The organism is Symbioplanes lichenis (genome assembly GCF_030709675.1).
Classification (GTDB): domain Bacteria; phylum Actinomycetota; class Actinomycetes; order Mycobacteriales; family Micromonosporaceae; genus Actinoplanes; species Actinoplanes lichenis.
Map to the genome: position 1 here is coordinate 334,467 of NZ_JAUZQD010000003.1, position 19,489 is coordinate 353,955.

Genomic DNA, 19,489 nt, shown 5'->3' on the forward strand with positions numbered 1-19,489 from the left:
GCTGCATCGGCTGCTGTCGAGCACGCATCGGTCGCCCCTGAGTCCGCGCCGCTCTCCTCAGCCCGCGCCGCTCTTCTCGGCCCGCGCCGCTCTTCTCGGCCCGCGCCGGTCGCCTCTGGGTCCGCGCCGCTCTTCCAGCCCGCGCCGGTTGCCCTGAGTTCTCGCCAGACTGTCCAAGCCTGCACGCCTTCTGTTGGCGCGCGCGGAGGCTCGACCGGCCGTTTGCGTACGCCGACGATCGAGTTGTGCAGATGGTGGCAGTCGATCTCCACCGCCGGGTGCTGGATTCGGAAACCGTCGTACAGGTGTTCGATAATGGGCCGCATGTTGGCAGACGTGCAGCAACTCGGGCAGGACGCGGCGAAGCTCGCCGCGTCCCCCTTGTGGCCGCTCGCCGACGACGATCTCATCGAGGTCCTGCGCGCGGCGCGCCACCTCGAGCAGGCCGCAGCCGTCCTCCAGGCCCGCGTGGTGCAGCAGGCCGCCTCGCGAGGTGTCCCGCAGGCGCAAGGTCACCGCAGCACGGCCGGCTGGCTACGGTCGACGCTGGTTCTCGACGCTCAACCGGCCCGCGAGCTGACCGAGTTCGCCGCCGCCATGAAAAGCCCGGCCCTCCAGGAGGCGGTGCTCGACGGGCGAGCCGATCTGCGCCAGGCGACCGTCATCGCGGCCACCTGCAAGTCGATCCCCGCCGAGCTGGCCGACCACGACGAGGTCGGCCTGGCGGAGGCAGCCGGCCTCGTCGAGCAGGCCGAACGCACCCAGATCGACATGGCCGCCCGCCTGACCGCCCACCAGCTGCGCCGGATCGGTGAGCGCATCCTCGCCCACGTCGCCCCGCAGATCGCCGAGCGCGCCGACGAGGCCGCCCTCGCTCGTCAGGAGGCCCGCGCCCACGCCGGCCGCGGCCTCACCCTGTCCCGGCCGCACAACGGTCTGGTGCGCGTGTCCGGCCTCCTTGAGGCCGAGGACGCCGCCGTGGTCCAGTCCGCCCTGCACCCCCTGTGCCGCCCGGTTGCCGGCGACGACCGCACCCCGCCGCAACGCCGAGCCGACGCCCTGACCGAGGTGTGCCGCCTCGCCCTGCGCACCACCGAGCTCCCCGCCGACGGAGGCGAGCCCGCCCACCTGGCCGTCACCGTCGCCTACGACCCCCTGACCCGCACCCTGGGCAGCGCGGTCACCGACACGGGCGAGCGACTGTCCGCCGGTGCCGCCCGCCGCCTGGCCTGCGACGCCCGCATCCTCCCCTTCGTCCTCGGCGGCGCCGGCCAGATCCTCGACGCCGGCCGCAGCCGCCGCCTCGCCACCGGCCCCCTGCGCCGGGCCTTGGCCGTGCGCGACCACGGCTGCGCCTTCCCCGACTGCGAACGCCCCCCACGCTGGACCGAAGCCCACCACATCACCCCCTGGACCGAGGGCGGCCCCACAGCCCTGGACAACCTCGTCCTCCTCTGCCGCCCCCACCACCGCCTGATCCACAACGACAACCCCACCTGGCGCATCCACCTGGACCCCGACCGCCTGCCCACCTTCATCCCACCGCCAACCCTCGACCCCGACCAACACCCCCGCCGCAACCTCTACCACCCACGCCGGTAGACCCCGCGCCGGTAGATCCGTGCCCCGGTCGACCCGTGCGCTGTTAAGCCGGCGCTGGTGGGCCCGTGCGCTGGTGAGCCCCACGCCGGTAGGCCCGTGCGCTGGTAAGCCCCGCGTCGGGTGTATCCCATGCCGGTGAATCCCGCGCCGATGAGCCACCGCGCGCCGACAGACGCTCGGGCCGTCCGGCTGCCCCTGTGGTCTTCAGGCAGCCGCCCGTGCCGTCCGTCAGACCGCCCCGCAGTGACTCCGGTCGCCTGCTCACCGTCGTACGCGGTCACTCCGGCCGTGTCATCAGCTCTCCGTCGTCCGGCACTCGCCTTCGCCGATCCGCCTGCCCGTCACTCTCCGGTTCGCCGGACCGCCACTGACAGCCCGCAGCCCGCAGCCCGCAGCCACAGCCGCAGCACCCGCCGAGCGCCGCGAGCCCGCAGTCACAGATACAGCCGTGAGCGACGCGAGTTCGCAGCGCCGGCCGCAACCGTGAGTGCCGTGAGCCCCGTAGCGCGGCCGCAGCCGTCAACGCCGCGAGCCCGCAGCCGCAGCCGTCGGCGTCAGGAATCCGCAACTGCTGGCCACAGCTATCAGCCGCAGACACGTCAGCCGTGAGCTGCCAGCTGCAGCTGCCAGCTGCCGGTCGCCAGTCGGCGGAGTGCTGGCGGGCGGGTGGTGGTCAGGCGCGGAGTACTTCGGAGAGTTTGCCGGCGGCGCGCATGGCGGCGAGGCGGCCTTGGTGGAGGACGGTGAGGTCTTCGACGGCGCAGGCGGGTGGGCTGTGGTTGACGGCAGCGGCGAGGGCTTCGTGGCGGCGGGACCAGGTGTGGAGGCTTTCGACGAGTTCGTGTTCTTGTTCGGTAGGGGTGAGGTCGGTGCTGGCGAGGCGGTCGAGGAGGCGGGTGCGGTAGGGCCAGTAGGACCAGACTTTGGTTTCGTCGATGAGTTGTTCGACGGGGTCGGTGCGGAGGTAGCGGAGGGCGAGTTGGATGGCGTCGGGGGTGCCGGCGGCGATGAGGTCGTCGACCATGCGGTGGCGGGCGTGGGCGCCGGCGACTTCGTAGAAGGTGCTGCGGCAGCCGTGGGGGCGGGCGGCGGCGACGACGCTTTTCCAGGTGAGGGGGGTGCCGGGGCGGGCGGCGAGGAGTTCGGTGACGGCTTGGAAGTAGACGATCTTGGTGTGCCAGTGGTTGCGGCGCGGCGACCGGTTGGCGGACAGCCGGGCGTGCCAGTCACCGATGACGGTGTGCTGCAGGTCCATTGTGATCATCGACGACATCGCGGTGTGTCCCTTTCACGTCGGCTGGAGGCGTTTCGAGAGTGACGGGCCCGGGGTGCCGGGCGCATCACGCGTTCACGTGGTCCTGGCGGACACGACCGGTGACGGCGTCCAGGACCCGGTCCCAGTCGGCCGGCGCGTGGTCGCCGTCCCAGGCCACCTGCTGGTCCGGGCGGACGAGCAGCAGGCGGCTGAGGCGGCTCGCGCGCACTGTCGCGTCCGCGAGACTCAGGTGGGTCATCGGGATGCCGCGCTTGTCGGCGGCGGCGACCATCGGCTCGCCCGTACGCTCCTCGGTCAAATCCACCAGCGTGAGCTGCGGGCCGAGCCGGTCGAAGAGATTGGCCCCGTCGGTCAGCCGGACGGCGGGCAGCCGGGCGCCCGCCTCGGCCGTGCCCGCGACGTCCACCTGCGGCGCCTCCTGGCTCAGCACCCCGGCCAGCACCTCGGCCGACGCGCCCGCCGCGGCCAGCCGGCCGAAGCGGTGCCGGGTCTCCAGGGCGCGGGCCGCCAGTTCCCGGTCGATCAGCGCGCGGCGGCGGCGCTCGTCCTCGTAGCTGGCCAGCAGTGCCGGGCCGCCCCAGCCACGTACGGTGGCGGCCAGTTTCCAGCCCAGGTCCACGGCGTCGCCCACGCACGTGTCCACGGTGTCCCCGACGGGGTGGAACCGGTGCGCCGACTCACCCGCCAGATACACCGTGCCCTGCCGGTACGCGGCCGCCACGCGCAGCGCCTCCTCCGACTGGGCGACCCCGAGCACCTCGGCTGTGCCGGCGCGGATGCCCAGGCGGGCCAGCAGCGCCGCCGGGTCGGGCAGAGCGGCCTCCTCGGCGGACAGCGGCAGGTGACCGATCCACAACTTCCGGTCGTGGTGCCACGTCAGGGTCACCCCGCTCGCGATCACGGTGCAGGGATGAGCCGTCGTACGGGCCACGTCCGCGCTGCGGAACCACACGGTGCAGTGGTGCACGGGCGGCGTCAGATGCTCCATCGGCACGCCCAGACACCGGCGTACGGTGCTCTGCGCGCCGTCGCACCCCGCGAGGAAGCGCGCCTGCACCACGTGCCGGGTGCCCGTGCCCGCCTCGAGCAGCGTGGCGACCGTACCGGTGGGCTCGGGCCGCAGGTCGGCGAACGTCCAGCCCTCCCGCAGGTCGACCAGCTCGTTGCCGCGGATCGAGTCGCGCAGCCCGGCGATCAGCAGCTCGGCCGGCAGCAGCGAGTACGGCTCGACGGGCGGCGTGCCGTCGGTGCTCCCGGCGTACGCGCGGAGCAGCTCGTTGGCCGACGGCACCTGCGAGACGTGCACGGGCGGCTGGTCGAGGCGCCGTGTCCAGATCACGTCGGCGGGGGAGTCGGGGTCGAGCCCGCGCCCGCGGATCCAGCCGGTGAGCCCGAGGCGGCGCAACAACTCCATGCTGCGCCCGCTGACCAGCGTCAGGCCCGGTTGATGCGGGGGCTTCGCCGAGCGCTCCACGACCGTACTGCGGACGCCGTGATGGGCCAGTTCCAGCGCGAGCACCGAGCCCGCGACGCCGGCCCCGACGATGAGAACGGGAGTGCGCAGCGTGGCCATGATTGGATTCCTTCCCCCGGACGGCCTGACAAGGGCCATGCTGGGGCGGATCCTGTCGCGCGGCTATCACGTATCCACGGGGTTCTGCGCCGGATGCCGCTCGGTGGTGCCGGAATTGTCCGGCTGAGCCCGCTGGCGACGCCGGAAGACAGGTCGACGCTACGCGGTCTCGCGCGGTGAAGACTGTCGGCGCTTGAAGACAGGGCGATGCCACACGGGCTCGGCAGCGACGGTCGTCGGCAGGCTCCCGGGGTCAGGGCGACGCCGCGCGGGGTTCTACGGTGGATGGCGCCGGGCGGCGACCAGGGCGGCCAGCTCGACGCGGCGTTTGATCGTCAGCTTGACGAAGATCTTGCGCAGGTGGCTGTCCACAGTGTGCCGCGACAGGAAAAGCTGCGTGGCCACCTGGCTGTTGGTGAGACCGCCGGCCACGAGCAGGGCGACGCGTTCCTCGGCCGGCGACAGCTCGGGCAGCAGACGTGGCGGGACAGCCTTGCCGTCCGGCGGCGTCATGCGCCAGGCGCCGAGACGTTCCTCGAGCTGCCGGCGGGCCCCGTCGGCGCCGCAGTCGGTGACGATGCTCAGCGACTCGTCGTACCAGCTCTCCAGGACCGCGCGATCCTCGGTGTCCTGCCCGGCGGCGGCCGCGTCGGCCAGGGCCGCGGCCACGGCCAGGGGACGGCCGGCGTGCCGGAACTCCTCGACGGCGCGCCGCAGCCGTACGGTGTCGCCCTGCACCAAGCCGGCCGCGTGAGCCGCCGCACCGGCCGCCGAGCGCGAGCCGGGGTTGCGACGGGACAACTCCGCCGCCGCTTCGGATACCGTGGCGGCCTGATCGGGATCCCCGGCGGCGAGCGCCACCCCGGCCAATGTCGCCGCGGCGCCGGGATCCTGCACGAGCAGGGCGAGGCGGTGCGGAAGCGCTTCGTACAGGCCGGTCAGCAGCCCGTACGCGGCCTCTTCGTCGGCGGTGGCGTGCAGGTAGACGGCCTCGGACCACACCACGTCCTCGGGGGCGGCCGTGATGCCCGACGCGATGAAGGCGCGCATCCGGGTGAGCTGGGCGTTGGCGGCCACGAGATCGCCGCGCAGCACCGAGATCCGGGACAGGGCACCGAGCAACGGGACGGCCAGCTGGTATGCGGTGAGGCGCTCGGCGGTCTCCACGCCGGCGTCCGCTTCGGCGGCGGCCTCGTCGAGGTTACCCCGGGCGGTCAGCAGCGCGGTGCGGTAGTAGTGCCACAGCGGCTTGTCCCAGGCCGTGCCGAGCGCGTCGGCCTCGGTGCTGCCCCGCAGCAGGGTCTGCTCGGCGCCGGTGAAGTCGTCGAGGCTCGTCTGGGCGCTGGCCAGCCAGATCCGGGGGTGGCGGTGGCGGGCATGGCCGCGAGCCTGGTCGGCCAGGCGGGTGGCGGTCGCCGCGTGGGCGTACGCGTCGTCCATGCGCCCTTCGGCCTGGGCGGCCAGGCTGCGGGCGGTCAGGCCGAACACCGCCGCCCCGAACTCGCCGCCCTCGCGTCCCAGCTCGTCGGAGGCCCGTCCGTCGGCGTCGGCCCCGGCGAGATCGTCGGTGTAGACCCGGGCGTGGGCCCGGATGGCGTGCAGCCGAGCGCGGGTTCCCGTGGTGATCGCTTCAAGACCAAGAGCGCGTTCGGCGTACGCGACCGCGGTCTCATTGTGTCCGGCGTGCTTGAACGCCTCGGCCAGGCCGAGCAGCAGCTTGGCTTCCGTCTCGGCGTCCAGGCCGGCGGCGAGGGCCTGTTCGCCCAGCTCGCGGGCCTTGTCGAGGCGGGCGGCGGAGGCGAGCAGCCCGACGGCCTCGGCGACCAGCGGCGTCCGCTTCGGATCATGGGCGCCGAGCGTGTCCAGGGCGTGGACCATAAGATCCGCCGCCGTCGCCGGGGCGGCCACGGCGACCTCCCGGGCGGCGGTGCTGAGCATCGTCACGGCCTCGCCGGTGCCGTCCCGGCCGCTGCGCAGCAGGTGCTCGGCCACTTCGAGCGCCGGGCGCCCCTCGTCGCGGGCGATCTCGGCGGCGGTGCGATGCAGCTGTTCACGTACGGCATGGGGAAGGTTGTTGCGCACGGCCTGGCGTACCAGATCATGGGTGAAGGTCAGCCCGTCACCGTCAGTGAGAAAGTCGCCGAGAGCTTGGCGCAACAGGGGGTAGAGAGCCGTGCTCGGGCGGCCGGTGAGCCGGGCCGCGGCCGCCATGCCGAACGGGCGGTCGAGCACCGACGTGGCGCGGACCAGCCACTGGGCGTCCTCGGACAGACTGGTCAGGACGTTCTCGACGGTGTCCATGAAGCTCGACGGCAGCTCGTCGCCGGTCACCGTGGCCCGCCCGGCCTGCATGAGCACCTGATGGCTCGCCCGCAGCGCCCGCATCAGCTGGGTGACGCGCAGCGGGATGCCGCCGCAGCTGCCGGCCAGCGCGAGCACGGTGTTGTCCACGTCGGCGCCGAGCACGTCGGCGCTGAGCTCGGCCACCGCCGCCTCAGCCAAGATCGGCACGTTGATGCTGGTGGCGTGGTGCCCGGCGAGCCAGTCGAGCGTCTGCATCCCCGGCGTGGCGTCACCGTCCGGGCGTCCCGCGAGCAGCCAGCGCACGGGCGCCGAGGCAAGGGCAGGGACCAGCTCGCGTACGGCCAGAGCGCTCAGCTCGTCCATCCACTGCGCGTCGTCGATCACGATCAGCAGCGGCTGGCGTGCGGCGAAGTCCTCGAGCGCGGTGCGCAGGCGGTCGATGGTCCGGAACGGCTCCTCGCCCCGGGCACTCTCGAACAGCCAGCCGAACTCGGGCGCCTCCTGAGTGCACGTCCGGAGCGCTCCCGCCAGCGTGACCAGGGGCGCGGCGAGGTCGAGCTTGAACGCCTCACGGTGGGCGACCGCCACGTCGAGTTCCGCGGCCAGTGCCACGGTGGCCCGGAGCAGGTGCGACTTGCCGACGCCGGCCAGGCCCCGCAGCACCAGGCAGCCGCCGGCGCCCGCCGCCGTGTCGGCCAGGGCGGCACGAAGGGCGGAAAGCTCTCCGTCACGGCCGAATGTGTGCTCGCTCAGGACCGGCTCCCAGTGTCCGACGTTTCTGCGGTCGTGCGGTGGTTGGCGTTTTCCGGCTTGTCGGCGGTGCGGCTTCTCCGGTGTGCCGGTTCTCGGGGTACCCGGGCGATTCTGTCCGTTTTCGATGATCCACTGAAGACCCGTTCGGACGGTTCCCCGGCTCTGTCCGGAGCCGGTTACGGGCCGGATGATTTTTCTATCACCGCACGGTCAGACGTGCATCCTCGCCGGATCGGACCGCCGGGTGGACGGAATTCCTGTCCGTCAAGGCGCCGGCCAGCATGCCTCTGAGCAGGTCGGGGCCATGCTCGGTGAGCACCGACTCCACGTGGAACTGCGCGGATCGGATCCCAGGGCCGGCGAGCGCGTGCACGGTGCCCGATGCGGGATCCCGCACCACCCGCACTGGACTCGTGACCAGCGGACTGTCCAGAATGTCGCCCGCGCTGACGGCGGCGAACGAGTTGTAGAACCCGACCGAGTACCGCCGGCCGCCGAGCGTGACATCGGCGCGGACGCCCTGTGCAGGTTCACTCTTACGGGTGATGAGCAAGCCGAGTTGCGCAGCGAGAACCTGATGACCAAGACAGACCGCTACGAGCGGGGTACGGGCGGCGAGCAGTGATCGGGCGAGTCTGTGCAGCCGGTCGACCCGGGGATCGTGGCGGTCGAGCGGGTCGCCGGGGCCGGGGCCGAGCAGCACGACGTCGGCGCTGGTGGACGTGGCCGGGGTGCACGAGGCGGAGGAGCAGCTCGCGGCGGCGGAGTCCGGGGGCACGGTGTCACGCCGGCTCTGCGCGTCGATGTGGACGCCCGGGGGCGCGGTGTCACGCCAGTTCTCAACGTATCCGCTGCTCCGCCGCGTCTCGGGTTGCCGGCAGTCGATGCCGATACTCGAGGGCACGGTGTCACGCCAGCTTCGGACGTGGACGTGGGCGCCGAGGCTTTCGGCCATGCGGGCGAGCATCTGTGTGAAGTCGTCGCCGGCGTCGATGATCAGGAGTCGCGTGTTCTCGAGCATCGTTGCGGGCGGCGACTCGGTGTGTGGACCTTGGCGGGTGTGGCGTGGATCCGGGGCGCCGGCGTGTGGTTCTTGGGTTGCGTGGAGTGGATCCGGGGCGCCGGCGTGTGGTTCTTGGGCCGCGTCGCGTGGATCCGGGGCGCCGGCGTGTGGTTCTTGGGTTGCGTGGTGGCGGTTGGGGGCGCCGGCGTGTGGCTCTTGGGTCGCATGTCGTGGATTTGAGACGCCGGTGCGTAGCTTCGGAGTCGTGTGTCGTGGACCTGACGTCGGCGCGTCGTCGGCGGTGGGGAGCCAGAAGCGGGAGAGGCCCGCGTTGCGTTCGCGCAGCTGGTGGCGTACGGCGGATGTGATCAAGGTTTGGGGGGTTGGTGTGGTGTCGGCCTGGTCGCCGCGCAGGCCGGCCAGCAGAGCGGCGGCCTTGGCGTGGGTCTCACGGGCCTCGGCGCGTGGATCGGAGCCGCGGACCAGCGTCGCCCCCACGCCGGCCGTCACCTGACCGTCCGCGGTGATCTCGGCCGTGCGGATCAGGAGCACCGAATCGAGGTCGCCGGGGCTGCTCAGGGCCAGCACGCCGCCATAGATCCCGCGCGCCGACCCTTCGTGCGTGGCGATCACTTCGCAGGCGCGCGCCACCGGGCTGCCTGTCACCGTCGGGGCGGGCGTGGTGAGACGTAGGACCTCGGCCGGCGTGCGGCTGGTCGGGCCGGAGATCAGGTATTCGGTGTGCGCGAGGCGGGACATCACCCGCAGCCGCGGCCCGTCGACCCGGGGCAGGCCGCGGTCGCACACCCGGGCCATCATCTTGAGCTCCTCGTCGAGCACCATGAGCAGCTCGCCGGTCTCCTTGCCGTCGGCCAGAAACCGCTCGAGCCCGCCGGGATCCGCCCCGCCCGGCGGGAAACGCCAGGTGCCGCTGATCGGATTCATCACCGCCCGGCCACCCCGCAACCGCACGTGACACTCGGGTGACATGCCCGCGACGGTACGGCCGCCGACGTGCACCACGAACGTCCAGTACGCGCCCCGCTCGGCCAGCAGGAACCGCCGGAACAATGCGCGCGCCGCATCGGCCGACCAGTCGTCGTACCGCGCCCGGAGCGTCCGCCGAAGCACGAAATTGGATCCGTCGCCGCGCGCGATGTTCCCGCTGATCACATCTTGAACCAGGGCCTCGTACTCGGCGTCGCTCCGATCGAACCCCTGCACCTCCAGCCGGGGCACCGCCACGGGCAGCCGCCGCACCGCCTCCGCGACCGTCATCTCCGTCCGCCCGGTCACCGTCAGCACCGTCGCCGGCGCCCCCGTGTCGCCGGCCAGGTTCCGATAGGGCAGCAGCGTCAGCGTCTCCCGTTCGCCGGGGGCGATGGTGTCTGTGTGTCCCCGCTCGCTGGATGCGTCGGTGGGCTCGCGGTTGCCCGCTGCGTCGGTGGGCTCGCGGTTGCCCGCTGCGTCGGTGGGCTCGCACTCGTCCGAGCTGTCCGCGGACTCGCGCTTGCCGGGGACGACCTCGGGCCCTCGCTTGCTGACGGCGCCGGTGGGCTCGCGCCCATCCGTGGCGTTCGTCGGCTCCCGGTCGCCGGGCGCGTCGGCGGGCTCGCACGTCAGCAGCTCGACCCGGTCGGGTGCCCTCCGCAGCAGGGCAAACGCGTTCGTCATGACAGCAGGGTCGCGTGTGCGGCGCGGTGCCCGGTACCTACCGAAACGAGTAGTACCGGTCGTCCGCGCCCGTCCCTAGCGTCGGAAGCGACTTCCACTCCTGCTTTCGCGGAAGGCTCTGACATGGAGGACACCATCCCGTTCGCCCGGCGCCTGCGACTCCGCCGGCTGTCCCGCCGCGACGGTCCAGGCCTGCTCGTGGTGCCACTCGACCACGCCATCGGCAGCGGGCCGCTCGCTCAGCTCGGACACGCCGGCAGCGGGCCGCTCGCTCACGTCGACCGTGCCGCCGGTGGTCCGTTCGCTCACTCGGAGCGTGTCGCCGGTGGGTCGTTCGCTCACTCGGAGCGTGTCGCCGGTGGGTCGTTCGCTCACTTCGACCGTGCCGCAGGAGGGGGGCCCGTCGCTGGCCTCGACCGCGGCGTCAACGCCGGATCGCTCACCGCTTCCGACGACCGCATGGGAGCTGGATCGCTCGCCGGCCCCGAGCATGGCGGCAGTGTCGGCCCGCTCACTCATCCCGATCACGGCGTCGGTGGCGGCCCGGTCGCCCGCTTGCACCTCGACGGCCTGCTCGCCCAGCTGGAAGCCGCGGGCACCGACGCGGTGATCCTCCACAAGGGCGCCCTGCGTCGCGTGGATCCCGCTCGCTTCCGCCGCATGTCGCTGGTGCTGCACCTGAACGCGAGCACCGCGCTCGCCCCGGATCCGGACGCGAAGTACCCGGTCGCCACGGTCGCCGAAGCGCTCAGCCTGGGCGCCACCGCGGTCAGCGTGCACGTCAACATCGGCTCGGCCACCGAGGACAAGCAGATCGCCCATCTGGCCGAGGTCGCCGCCGACTGCGCCCGCTGGGGAATGCCCCTGCTGGCCATGATGTACGTCCGCCCGCCCGCCTGGGGTCCCGATCGGATCGCTCCCAACGCCGGCCGGCTCACTCCGGATGCTAGCCGGCTCACTCCGGATGCCAGCCGACTCGCCACGGATGGCAGCCGGCTCGCCCCGGACGTGGGTCGGCTCGCCCCGGACGTGGGTCGGCACGCCCCGGACGTGGGCCGGTTCGCTTCGGACGTCAGCCGGCTCGCTCTGGATGGCGGCCGGTTTGCTCGGGACGTCGCCCGGTTCGCTCCGGATCCTGACCAGCTCGCTCACGCCCTCGCCGTCGCCACCGAACTCGGCGCCGATCTCGTCAAAACCGCTCTGCCGTCGTCACCGGCCGCCGCGGCGCAGGTCATACGCAGTTGCCCGGTGCCCGTCCTGGCCGCCGGCGGTGCGGTGGACGGCGACAGCCTGGACCGCCTCGCGGTAGCCATGCGCGCGGGCGCCGGCGGCATCGCGGCCGGCCGGCTCGTCTTCACCGCCCCCGACCCCGGCGCCATGGCCCGCCGGCTCGCAGAACTCGTCTCGTCCTCTTCCCGCGCCCCGGAGGTGCTCGTCGGATGACTCTCTCACCTGCCCACCACCAGTCTCCGTCTCCCGACAACGCCTCTCCGAACCCGTCACCGTCAACCTCCACTCCGACGTCGACGGTGACCTCGACCTCGGATCCGGCCTCAGGCGCGACCTCGACGGTGACCTCGACCTCGGATCCGATCTCAGGCTCAACCTCGACGGTGACCTCGACCTCGAACCCGGCCGCAGCACCGGGCCCGGCACTTTCGGTGGGTTCCTCCGCAGCCGGTGGTTCGTCGCCTGAAGGGAAACAGTGCTGGCTGGATCTGCGTGGCACCGGACACTGGCTCGACGCGGCGCGCACGGAGGCGATCCATCAGCGCTTCGATGCCGTACTCGCGGATGATCCGGCCGATCTCGAAGGTCTGCCGCCGACCGTCACCCGCGTGCTCGCGCCGGCCGGGCCGGTTCCCGCCGACCTCGGCGCCGTCGATCTCGTTCTGCTCGCGCCCGACCGGATGCACGAGGCGAAGAGCCATCCCGGCACCCGCTTCGGCACGCGCCACGACGTCATCGACCCCGCCACGCTCGAGGCGGCCTGCCGTGCCGTTCGCCACGACGAGTGCACGCTGCTGACTTTCCGCGACCCGACGAACATCCCGATGGAGATCGTTCTCGCCGCCGCCGACGGGGCGCCGGGCACGATCATCACGGCTGTGCGCGACGTGCAAGACGCGCGTGTTCATTTGAGCGTTCTCGAACACGGACCCGATGGCGTCCTGCTGGCCCCGCGCGAACCCGGCGACGCGACTCGCCTGGCCGCCGTCGTGCGGGACCACTCGCCCGACATCGAGCTGGTCACCCTCACCGTCGACGCCGTCGACCATGCCGGTACGGGCGAGCGCGCCTGCATCGACACGTGCACGTGGCTCCGTCCGGACGAGGGCATCCTGGTCGGATCGCGCTCCCGAGCCCTGATGCTCTGTGTGAGCGAGACGCACCCGCTGCCGTACATGCCGACCCGTCCGTTCCGCGTGAATGCCGGCGCCGTCATGTCGTACACGTTGGCGGACCATGAGCACACCCGCTACCTGAGCGAATTGACGGCAGGAAGCACCGTCCTCGCCGTCTCCGCCGACGGGCGCACCCGCCGTGTCACGGTCGGCCGGGTCAAGATCGAGACTCGCCCGCTGCTGGCCATCCACGCCACCGCCCCTGACGGCAGCCGAGCCACCCTCATCGTTCAGGACGACTGGCACGTCCGAGTCCTCGGCCCCGGCGCTGCTGTTCGCAATTCCACCGACCTCAAGCCGGGCGACCAGATCCTGGGTCACCTCCCCGGCCGCGAACGTCACGTCGGTTATCCCATCGACGAATTGTGCTACGAGCAATGACTCCCATGATCTCGCCAGTCGCCACCCGCCCCGCTGAGCCTTGCGTCTCCGCTGGTGCCGCTGGTGCCGGTGGTGCCGGTGGTGCCGATATTGGGTCTCGCGCTTCTGATCCGGCCGTTGCCAGTCGCGGGGCTGACGAGGCGTCTTCGGTGACAGTGACGGGTGGAGTGCTGATCGATCCTCGTGGTCGGTGGACCGGCCCGGGAGCCGATGAGCGGGTTTCGGTGTCGGCCGCCGGGGGTGGGGTGTTCGACTTTCATGCCCGGTGTGCGGGGAACGTGCGATCTGCGCGTGCGCTCCTGTCCGTGATGGACAGTCATGGCATTACGCGTGCGGCGGTTTCGGCCGGCGGGGTGGTGCCGCTCCAGCAGCTGTCTCGGCAGATCAACGACGGCGGACGGGCGGATGCGCGAGCGGACAATGCCGCAACGTTCGCAACGTGCAAGCGCGCACCGGGGCGGCTCGTGCCGGTCTACTTTGCCGATCCACTGCGCGATGTCGATGCGTACAGCAGGGATGGCGGGCGTTTTCGAGGGCTCGAGATCTCTCCGGCCGTACATGGCTTCCGCTATGACGATGCCGGGGTGGCCGAACTGGTTGCCGCTGCGGGGGATGCCGGTCATTCCGTTTACACGGTCACGCTGGCCCGGGCCGGCGCCCGGTCCGCTGACCTGGCGGCGCTGGCTCGCGACTTCCCGCATGTCACCTTCGTCTGGGGGCATTGCGGGCACACCGGTCTCGATGTCGCCGGGCTCGACGACCTGGCCGCCGAGCCGAACGTACTGGCCGAAATTTCCGGTTGCCTCACCGTGACCGCCCGTGCCGCCGTCGATCGGCTCGGCGCTGGGCGCGTGTTGTTCGGCACCGAGTATCCGCTTCAGGCGCACTCGGTCGAGCTGGCCAAGGTGGCGGCGCTTCATCTGTCTCCGGCCGATCGGCACCGGGTGTTGTGGGCCAACGCCTGCCGGGTGCTCGGTGAGGATCCCGGCCCTGCGCCTCAGATGAAGACGACTTCGGAGGCATCGAGGGAAGCGCGTCGCGCTCCTTCGGAAGAGCGGATCCCTGGGGCTAACAGCGACGCCCGAGTCGACTTCGGCTGGATCCAGCGCGATCGCCGAGCAGGCACGGGATTCCTGGCAGGCAAGGAGTAAGGGAGGAAGGGCGTGGGGACGGTGGTTTCGGGGCGGCCTCGGCTGGGGGACTGGCGGGATGCCGGGGAGTTGGCTGCTCTTCAGGATCGTGCGTTGGGACGAGTGTTGGCGGCGGCGGGGCGGTCCCCGTTCTATCGGGCGCGGGCCGGGGGCGTGCCGGGGAGTCGGGCGGAGCTCGAGGCGTATCCGCTTACGACCAAGAGTGATCTGCGGAAGGCGTACCCGTGGGGGATGTTGGCCGTTGATCGGCGGGAAGTGGCGACCTATCACGAGTCCAGTGGGAGCAGCGGGACGCCGACCGCTTCGTACTACACGGATGAGGACTGGCTCGATCTGACCGAGCGGTTCGGGCGGAAGCATGTGGGGATCGGGGCGGACGACACGTTTCTGGTGCGGACGCCGTATGCGCTCATGATCACGGGGCATCTCGCGCATGCGGCCGCGCGGGCGGCGGGCGCGACGGTGGTGCCGGCGGACAATCGGTCGCTGGCGACGCCGTACGCGAAGGTTGTTCGTTTGGTGCACGACCTTGGCGTTTCGCTCACCTGGTCGTTGCCGACCGACGTTCTGGTCTGGGCGGCCGCGGCGGAGCGTGCCGGGTATCGGCCGGATCGGGACTTCCCGGCGCTGCGCGCTTTGTTCGTGGGGGGCGAAACGCTCAGTCCGGCGCGCAGAACGCGCATTGCAGAGATCTGGAACACCACGGTGGTCGAGGAGTACGGCGCCACGGAGACGGGCAGCCTCGCCGGCGAGTGTCCGTATGGGCGGCTGCACCTGTGGGCGGATCGCGCGATTTTCGAAGTGCACGATCCGCGCACCGGCCGGATCAGTGCGGCGGGGCGGGGGCAGCTCGTCGTGACGCCGCTCTACCGGGAGGCGATGCCGTTGCTGCGGTATGCGATCGCCGACGAGGTGGATATCAGCGACGGGGACGGGTGTCCGTGCGGCTGGGCGCTGCCGGTGGTGCGGATTCTCGGGCGGGGCGGGGTGGGTAGTGCCGGCGGTGACGGCGTAACGGGATCCGCGGACGAGAGCGGCCCGGTGCCGGTTCAGATCGACCTGGAGGAGCAGGTCTTCCGGTTGCCACGGGAGTACGGCGTCATGTTCTGGCGTGCGCGGTGGGAAGTGGCTGGGGGCTCGGCCCGTGGCGAGCAGGTGACTGGTGGTGCGCGAGCCGGATCGGCTGCCGATGGCGTTGCGGGCGTGTGGGGACTGAGCGATTCGCTCATCGCTGGTCGTAGTGCGCGCGCTGGCGGGGTTGGCCTGAGTGCTGGTCGCTCTCCGGGGGCTGGTGGGGACCAAGGGAGCGGCCTGGAGTCGGGGGCTGCTCGAGATGCAGGGGTTGGCCGGGACTCGCGGTCGGAGGTGGCGGGCAAGGGCGGGCGGCGGGGGTATGGGCGTGGCTCGGGCGGTGGATTTCGGATTCGGGTGCAGATCGAGGTGGCGGATCGGTTCCGGGCGGCGGCGGTGCGGGAGTTGGATGCGTCGCTGCGGGATGGGCTCGGTGTTGAGGCCGTGGTGGATCCGTTGCCGCCCGGTGGGCTCGTGCCGATCGAGTTGCTCACTTCCGCGCCCGATGTGATGAAGCCGCGCGGTCTGTTCGGGCCGGGCGAGGACTGGGACAAGGCGCTGCGCTACTACTGAGGAGACGTTGTGACTCGCATTCTTGTGGCGGGCGCCGGGATTGCCGGGCTCACCACTGCTCTTGCTCTTGGTCGCGCCGGGTTCGGGTGCGACGTGATCGAACGTGCAAATGAGCTGCCCATTTCTGGTGGTGGGATCCAGCTTTCCCCGAACGCCACGGCTGTGCTCGAACGGCTCGGCGTCACGCTGCCGGCGGCGGAAATTGTTCAGCCCGTCACTCGTGACTTGCTGCGCTGGGAGGACGGACGGGTGTTGGGCCGGATGCCGCTGGATGGCTACAAGACGCCTTATCTGACTGTGCGCCGGGCGACTCTTTGCCGTGCGTTGCTGGCGGAGGTGCAGCGTGTGCAGGGGCTGCGTACGGTGCGCTTCGGGGTTGCCTGCACTGGCGTGGATGACGGATCGAGCAATGCGGTTGCGCGTTTGAGCGATGGTTCGACGTGGAGTGGCGAGCTAATCGTCGGTGCGGACGGCTTGCGATCCACGGTACGGGCTGAGCCGGGTGCTCCGGTTCGGCACAGCGGCTGGGCTGCGTACCGCTGCGTTGTGCCGGTCGGGCGACTCGGGTGGGGCGGGTATGCAGCCGGGCCGGCGCGGGTGCGGGTGTGGCTCGGGCCCGGGCGGCATTGCGTGGTGTATCCCGTCGATGGTGAGCGTTCGCTCAATGTGGTGGCCGTCGTGCCGGCACCGGTGCCGCCCAGGGCGAGCCGGGAGGTTGTTGCCGGGGAAGTGCTCGCGGAGTTCGGCGGGTGGGATCCGGCGCTGCGGGCGCTGATCGCCGTGGCGGGGCCTTGGGAGCTGCATGGGCTGGCGATGCGGACGCCGCCAGCGGCGCGGTGTGCGGGACCGGTTGTTCTGGTCGGGGACGCTGCGCAGCCGATGCTGCCTTTTCTGGCCCAGGGGGCGGCGCAGGGCATCGAGGACGCGGCTGCGTTGGCGGCCTGTCTGTATGAGGAGAAGGGGCGGGCATCTGGTGCGCTGGGGGGTTGCTTGCTGGAGGGGCAAAGGCCGGTTTCTGGTGCGCCGGGCGGGTGCTTGCGGGAGGAGCCGGGGCGGGTTTCCGGTGCGACGGGCGCCTGCTTGCGCGAGGAGATGGGGCGGGTTGTTGGTGCGCGGGTGGCTTGCCTGCAGGACGAGTATGGGCGGGCTTTCGGAGGCGGTCGCGGCGTGAGCCTTTGTCAGCGGGGAGGGCTCGAACGGGAGGAGCGCCTGGGTTTGGAGGGGGGCCCGGTCCGGGATTCGGAGCGTTCGGTGGTGGTGCGGCGGGCGACGGAAGCCGAGGCCTGGGAGCGACGTGGTCGCCAGGATGGGCAGGCACAGGGTTTGTGGCGTTGTCACGGTGTCACGGCGGCTGGGATTCAGGATGCGCTTGTGCGGTATGAGCGAGTGCGCATGCCGCGGGCGGCTCGGGTTGCTGCCGTGGCTGCGGCCGGGGCGGTTGAGCATCATCTGCCTGATGGGCTCGCGCAACGCGAACGGGACGCTCGGTTTGCGACGGGAACGGTGGGGCTTGGATCGGCGCGGCTTGGAGCGGCCGGGGTCGGGCCGGCGGGGCCTGGGTCTGCGGGGCCTGGGGCGGCGGGGCTTGGGGCGGCCGGGCTTGGGTCTGCGGGGCCTGGGGCGACGGAGTTTGGAGCAGCCGGGCTTGGGTCGACGGGCTCTGGGGCCGCGGGGCCTGGGGCGGCTGGACTCGGGTCGACGGGGGCCGGAGCGGCGGGGCTTGAGCCAGTGGGGCCTGGAGAGGCAGAGCGCGGGAGCGGGGGACTTGACTGGCTGTACGCCCCGGAGGACGGGGTGGTGTCGCGATGACGGCGCTGGTGACTGGAGCGGGGCGGGGGATCGGGGCGGCGGTGGTTCGGGCGCTGGTTGCTGACGGGCATGTTGTTGCTGCCACGGATGTGATCGGTGTGGGGGCGGCGGGTGGTCGAACGAGCAGAGTGCGCATGTTTGGGTTGGACGTTCGAGACAGTCGGGCTGTTCGGGATGTCGTTGCGCGGGTGGAGGACGAGCTCGGGCCGGTGGATGTTCTGGTCAATGTGGCGGGCGTGTTGCGTACCGGATCGGTGGTGGACACCAGCGACGCGGAGTGGGCCGAAGTCTTCGACGTGGATGCGGGTGGGGTGTTTCGGGTCAGCCGGGAAGTGGCGCGGCGGATGATGGCGCGCAGGCGGGGTGCTGTCGTGACGGTCGCGTCCAATGCCGCTTCGGTGCCGCGGGCGCACATGGCGGCCTATGCGGCGGCCAAGGCTGCTGCCGCCCATTTCACTCGGTGTCTGGGGGTGGAGCTGGCGCCGTACGGGATCCGGTGCAATGTGGTTTCGCCCGGATCCACCGATACGGCTATGCAACGGGGCATGTGGGCTGATCCGGTGGCCGGGGCGGCCGGCGTTGTGGCGGGGAGTCCGGAGTTGTTCAAGTTGGGCATTCCGTTGGGGCGTATCGCTGATCCGGACGACGTTGCTGCGGCGGTCGCTTTTCTCGCGTCGGAGCGGGCTCGGCACATCACTATGCACACCTTGACGGTTGACGGTGGCGCATCGCTCGGGGTGTGACGCGGTATGGGTTGCGGACGTTCTGCTCAAGGTGCGGTGCAGTGCGCGTCGCGAACGTTTCGCTCGGGGTCGTGACGCGGTGCGGGTTGTAGACGTTTCGCTCGGGGCTCGGGGCTCGGGGCTCGGGGCTCGGGGCTCGGGGCTCGGGACGCGGGGCGCGGGGCGGTGCGGGTTGTCGACGTTTCGTTCGAGGTGCGGGCGATGCGGGTTGCGGACTTTCGCTCACTGTGACGCGGTGCGGTTGGACACGTTTTCGGCTGCGGAGATGTCTCGCCTGCAGGATGACGGGCAAGGGGCTTGGGCGCGTCGCCACGTGCCACCGTGTTGGGTCGCCACGTCGCCACGTCGCCACGTCGCCACGTCGGCTCGTCGCCACGTCGGGAAATCAGCTCGTCGGCACGTCAGCATGTCGAGACATCAGCACGTTGGCTCGTTGGCTCGTTGGCACGTAGGCGCGTTGGCTCGTTGGAGGGGACTGCTGTGGGCGTACCTGTGATTGGGGAGTATGCGATGCCGGGTGGGAGGGCGATTCCGGAGGCGGTGGTGGGGTGGCGGCTTGAGGCTCGGCGGGCTGTGCTGCTCGTGCATGACATGCAGCGGTATTTTGTTCGTTTCTTGCCGGAGGGGCGGTCGCCGACTGTTGAGTTGGTGGCGAACGTGCAGCGGTTGTTGCGCGCGGCGCGCGGGGCGGGGGTGCCGGTGATCTATACCGCGCAGCCGGGGGACATGAGCCGGGAGGAGCGGGGGCTGCTGCACGACTTCTGGGGGCCCGGAATGAGTGGGGCAGTCGAGGATCGGGCTGTGCTCGACGCGGTGGCTCCGGCGGCGGGGGAGTGCGTGGTTACGCGCTTTCGGTACAGCGCGTTTGCGCGTACTGATCTGGCGGAGCGGATGGGTGGCCGCGACCAGCTTGTGGTGTGCGGGGTGTTCGCGCACATCGGGTGTGTGGCGACGGCGGCGGATGCGTTTGTTCGAGATGTGGAGCCGTTTCTGGCTGCCGATGCGCTGGCGGACTTCAGCCGGGCGGACCACCTGCGGGCGTTGCGGTGGGCGGCGAGTAGTTGCGCTGTTACGGCTTCTACGGCGGCGTTGAGCGCGGCTTTGTCAGGCGCGGGAACAAGCTGACCGCGTGAAGGCGTGTGACAGTCTGCGCGCGGGGGACGCGTAATGA

At 71.4% G+C, this 19,489-nt stretch carries 12 protein-coding genes; 8 read left to right on the forward strand and 4 right to left on the reverse strand.

Annotated elements, in window-relative coordinates; genetic code table 11:
- Positions 1-324 precede the first annotated feature (324 nt).
- On the forward strand, positions 325-1,602 hold the full coding sequence (locus RAN62_RS08690) for an HNH endonuclease signature motif containing protein (protein WP_305783996.1): 1,278 nt from the start codon (positions 325-327) through the stop codon (positions 1,600-1,602).
- A gap of 673 nt (positions 1,603-2,275) precedes the next feature.
- Here the strand turns inward: RAN62_RS08690 and RAN62_RS08695 are convergent.
- From RAN62_RS08695 to RAN62_RS08710, 4 genes are all read right to left on the reverse strand, one after another.
- Positions 2,276-2,866: a hypothetical protein gene (locus RAN62_RS08695; protein WP_305783997.1), complete on the reverse strand. Its 591-nt coding sequence runs from the start codon at positions 2,864-2,866 to the stop codon at positions 2,276-2,278.
- 76 nt (positions 2,867-2,942) lie between these two features.
- Entirely contained in the window at positions 2,943-4,451 is a 1,509-nt protein-coding gene (locus tag RAN62_RS08700; protein WP_305783998.1) for an FAD-dependent monooxygenase, read from the reverse strand.
- Positions 4,452-4,727: 276 nt separating this feature from the next.
- Positions 4,728-7,508: a helix-turn-helix transcriptional regulator gene (locus tag RAN62_RS08705; protein WP_305784297.1), complete on the reverse strand. Its 2,781-nt coding sequence runs from the start codon at positions 7,506-7,508 to the stop codon at positions 4,728-4,730.
- A gap of 199 nt (positions 7,509-7,707) precedes the next feature.
- A complete protein-coding gene (locus tag RAN62_RS08710) occupies positions 7,708-10,185 on the reverse strand; it encodes an anthranilate synthase family protein (protein ID WP_305783999.1) in 2,478 nt (825 codons plus the stop codon).
- 459 nt (positions 10,186-10,644) lie between these two features.
- Between RAN62_RS08710 and RAN62_RS08715 the strand changes: the two genes are divergently transcribed.
- The 7 genes from RAN62_RS08715 (at position 10,645) to RAN62_RS08740 (ending at position 19,443) form a co-directional block, all read left to right on the forward strand.
- Positions 10,645-11,628 (forward strand): beta/alpha barrel domain-containing protein, encoded by a 984-nt coding sequence (locus tag RAN62_RS08715; RefSeq protein WP_305784000.1) that lies wholly within the window; start codon positions 10,645-10,647, stop codon positions 11,626-11,628.
- A gap of 86 nt (positions 11,629-11,714) precedes the next feature.
- The gene (locus tag RAN62_RS08720) at positions 11,715-12,971 is read left to right on the forward strand and encodes a 3-dehydroquinate synthase II (RefSeq protein ID WP_305784001.1); all 1,257 of its coding nucleotides are present in this window, start codon (positions 11,715-11,717) and stop codon (positions 12,969-12,971) included.
- 308 nt (positions 12,972-13,279) lie between these two features.
- Positions 13,280-14,122 carry an amidohydrolase family protein gene (locus RAN62_RS08725; protein WP_369077157.1) on the forward strand — a complete coding sequence of 281 codons (843 nt, stop codon included), beginning with the start codon at positions 13,280-13,282 and terminating at the stop codon, positions 14,120-14,122.
- 231 nt (positions 14,123-14,353) lie between these two features.
- The gene (locus RAN62_RS08730) at positions 14,354-15,766 is read left to right on the forward strand and encodes a phenylacetate--CoA ligase family protein (protein WP_305784002.1); all 1,413 of its coding nucleotides are present in this window, start codon (positions 14,354-14,356) and stop codon (positions 15,764-15,766) included.
- Between the two features lie 24 nt (positions 15,767-15,790).
- Positions 15,791-17,575, forward strand: coding sequence for an FAD-dependent monooxygenase (locus RAN62_RS41080; protein ID WP_369077158.1), 1,785 nt, complete (start codon positions 15,791-15,793; stop codon positions 17,573-17,575).
- Positions 17,572-18,318, forward strand: coding sequence for a 2,3-dihydro-2,3-dihydroxybenzoate dehydrogenase (locus RAN62_RS08735; protein WP_305784003.1), 747 nt, complete (start codon positions 17,572-17,574; stop codon positions 18,316-18,318). The genes RAN62_RS41080 and RAN62_RS08735 overlap by 4 nt, the downstream gene beginning before the upstream one ends.
- 573 nt (positions 18,319-18,891) lie before the next feature.
- Positions 18,892-19,443, forward strand: a complete 552-nt coding sequence (locus tag RAN62_RS08740) for an isochorismatase family protein (RefSeq protein ID WP_305784004.1) — start codon at positions 18,892-18,894, stop codon at positions 19,441-19,443.
- The last annotated feature ends 46 nt before the right edge of the window (positions 19,444-19,489 follow it).

Bases quoted from the DNA above. Each gene is read 5' to 3' on its own strand.
- RAN62_RS08690 (WP_305783996.1), top strand. From the start codon at position 325: ATGTTGGCAGACGTGCAGCAACTCGGGCAGGACGCGGCGAAGCTCGCC.
- RAN62_RS08695 (WP_305783997.1), bottom strand. From the start codon at position 2,866: ATGATCACAATGGACCTGCAGCACACCGTCATCGGTGACTGGCACGCC.
- RAN62_RS08700 (WP_305783998.1), bottom strand. From the start codon at position 4,451: ATGGCCACGCTGCGCACTCCCGTTCTCATCGTCGGGGCCGGCGTCGCG.
- RAN62_RS08710 (WP_305783999.1), bottom strand. From the start codon at position 10,185: ATGACGAACGCGTTTGCCCTGCTGCGGAGGGCACCCGACCGGGTCGAG.
- RAN62_RS08715 (WP_305784000.1), top strand. From the start codon at position 10,645: ATGGGAGCTGGATCGCTCGCCGGCCCCGAGCATGGCGGCAGTGTCGGC.
- RAN62_RS08725 (WP_369077157.1), top strand. From the start codon at position 13,280: ATGGACAGTCATGGCATTACGCGTGCGGCGGTTTCGGCCGGCGGGGTG.
- RAN62_RS08730 (WP_305784002.1), top strand. From the start codon at position 14,354: ATGTTGGCCGTTGATCGGCGGGAAGTGGCGACCTATCACGAGTCCAGT.
- RAN62_RS08735 (WP_305784003.1), top strand. From the start codon at position 17,572: ATGACGGCGCTGGTGACTGGAGCGGGGCGGGGGATCGGGGCGGCGGTG.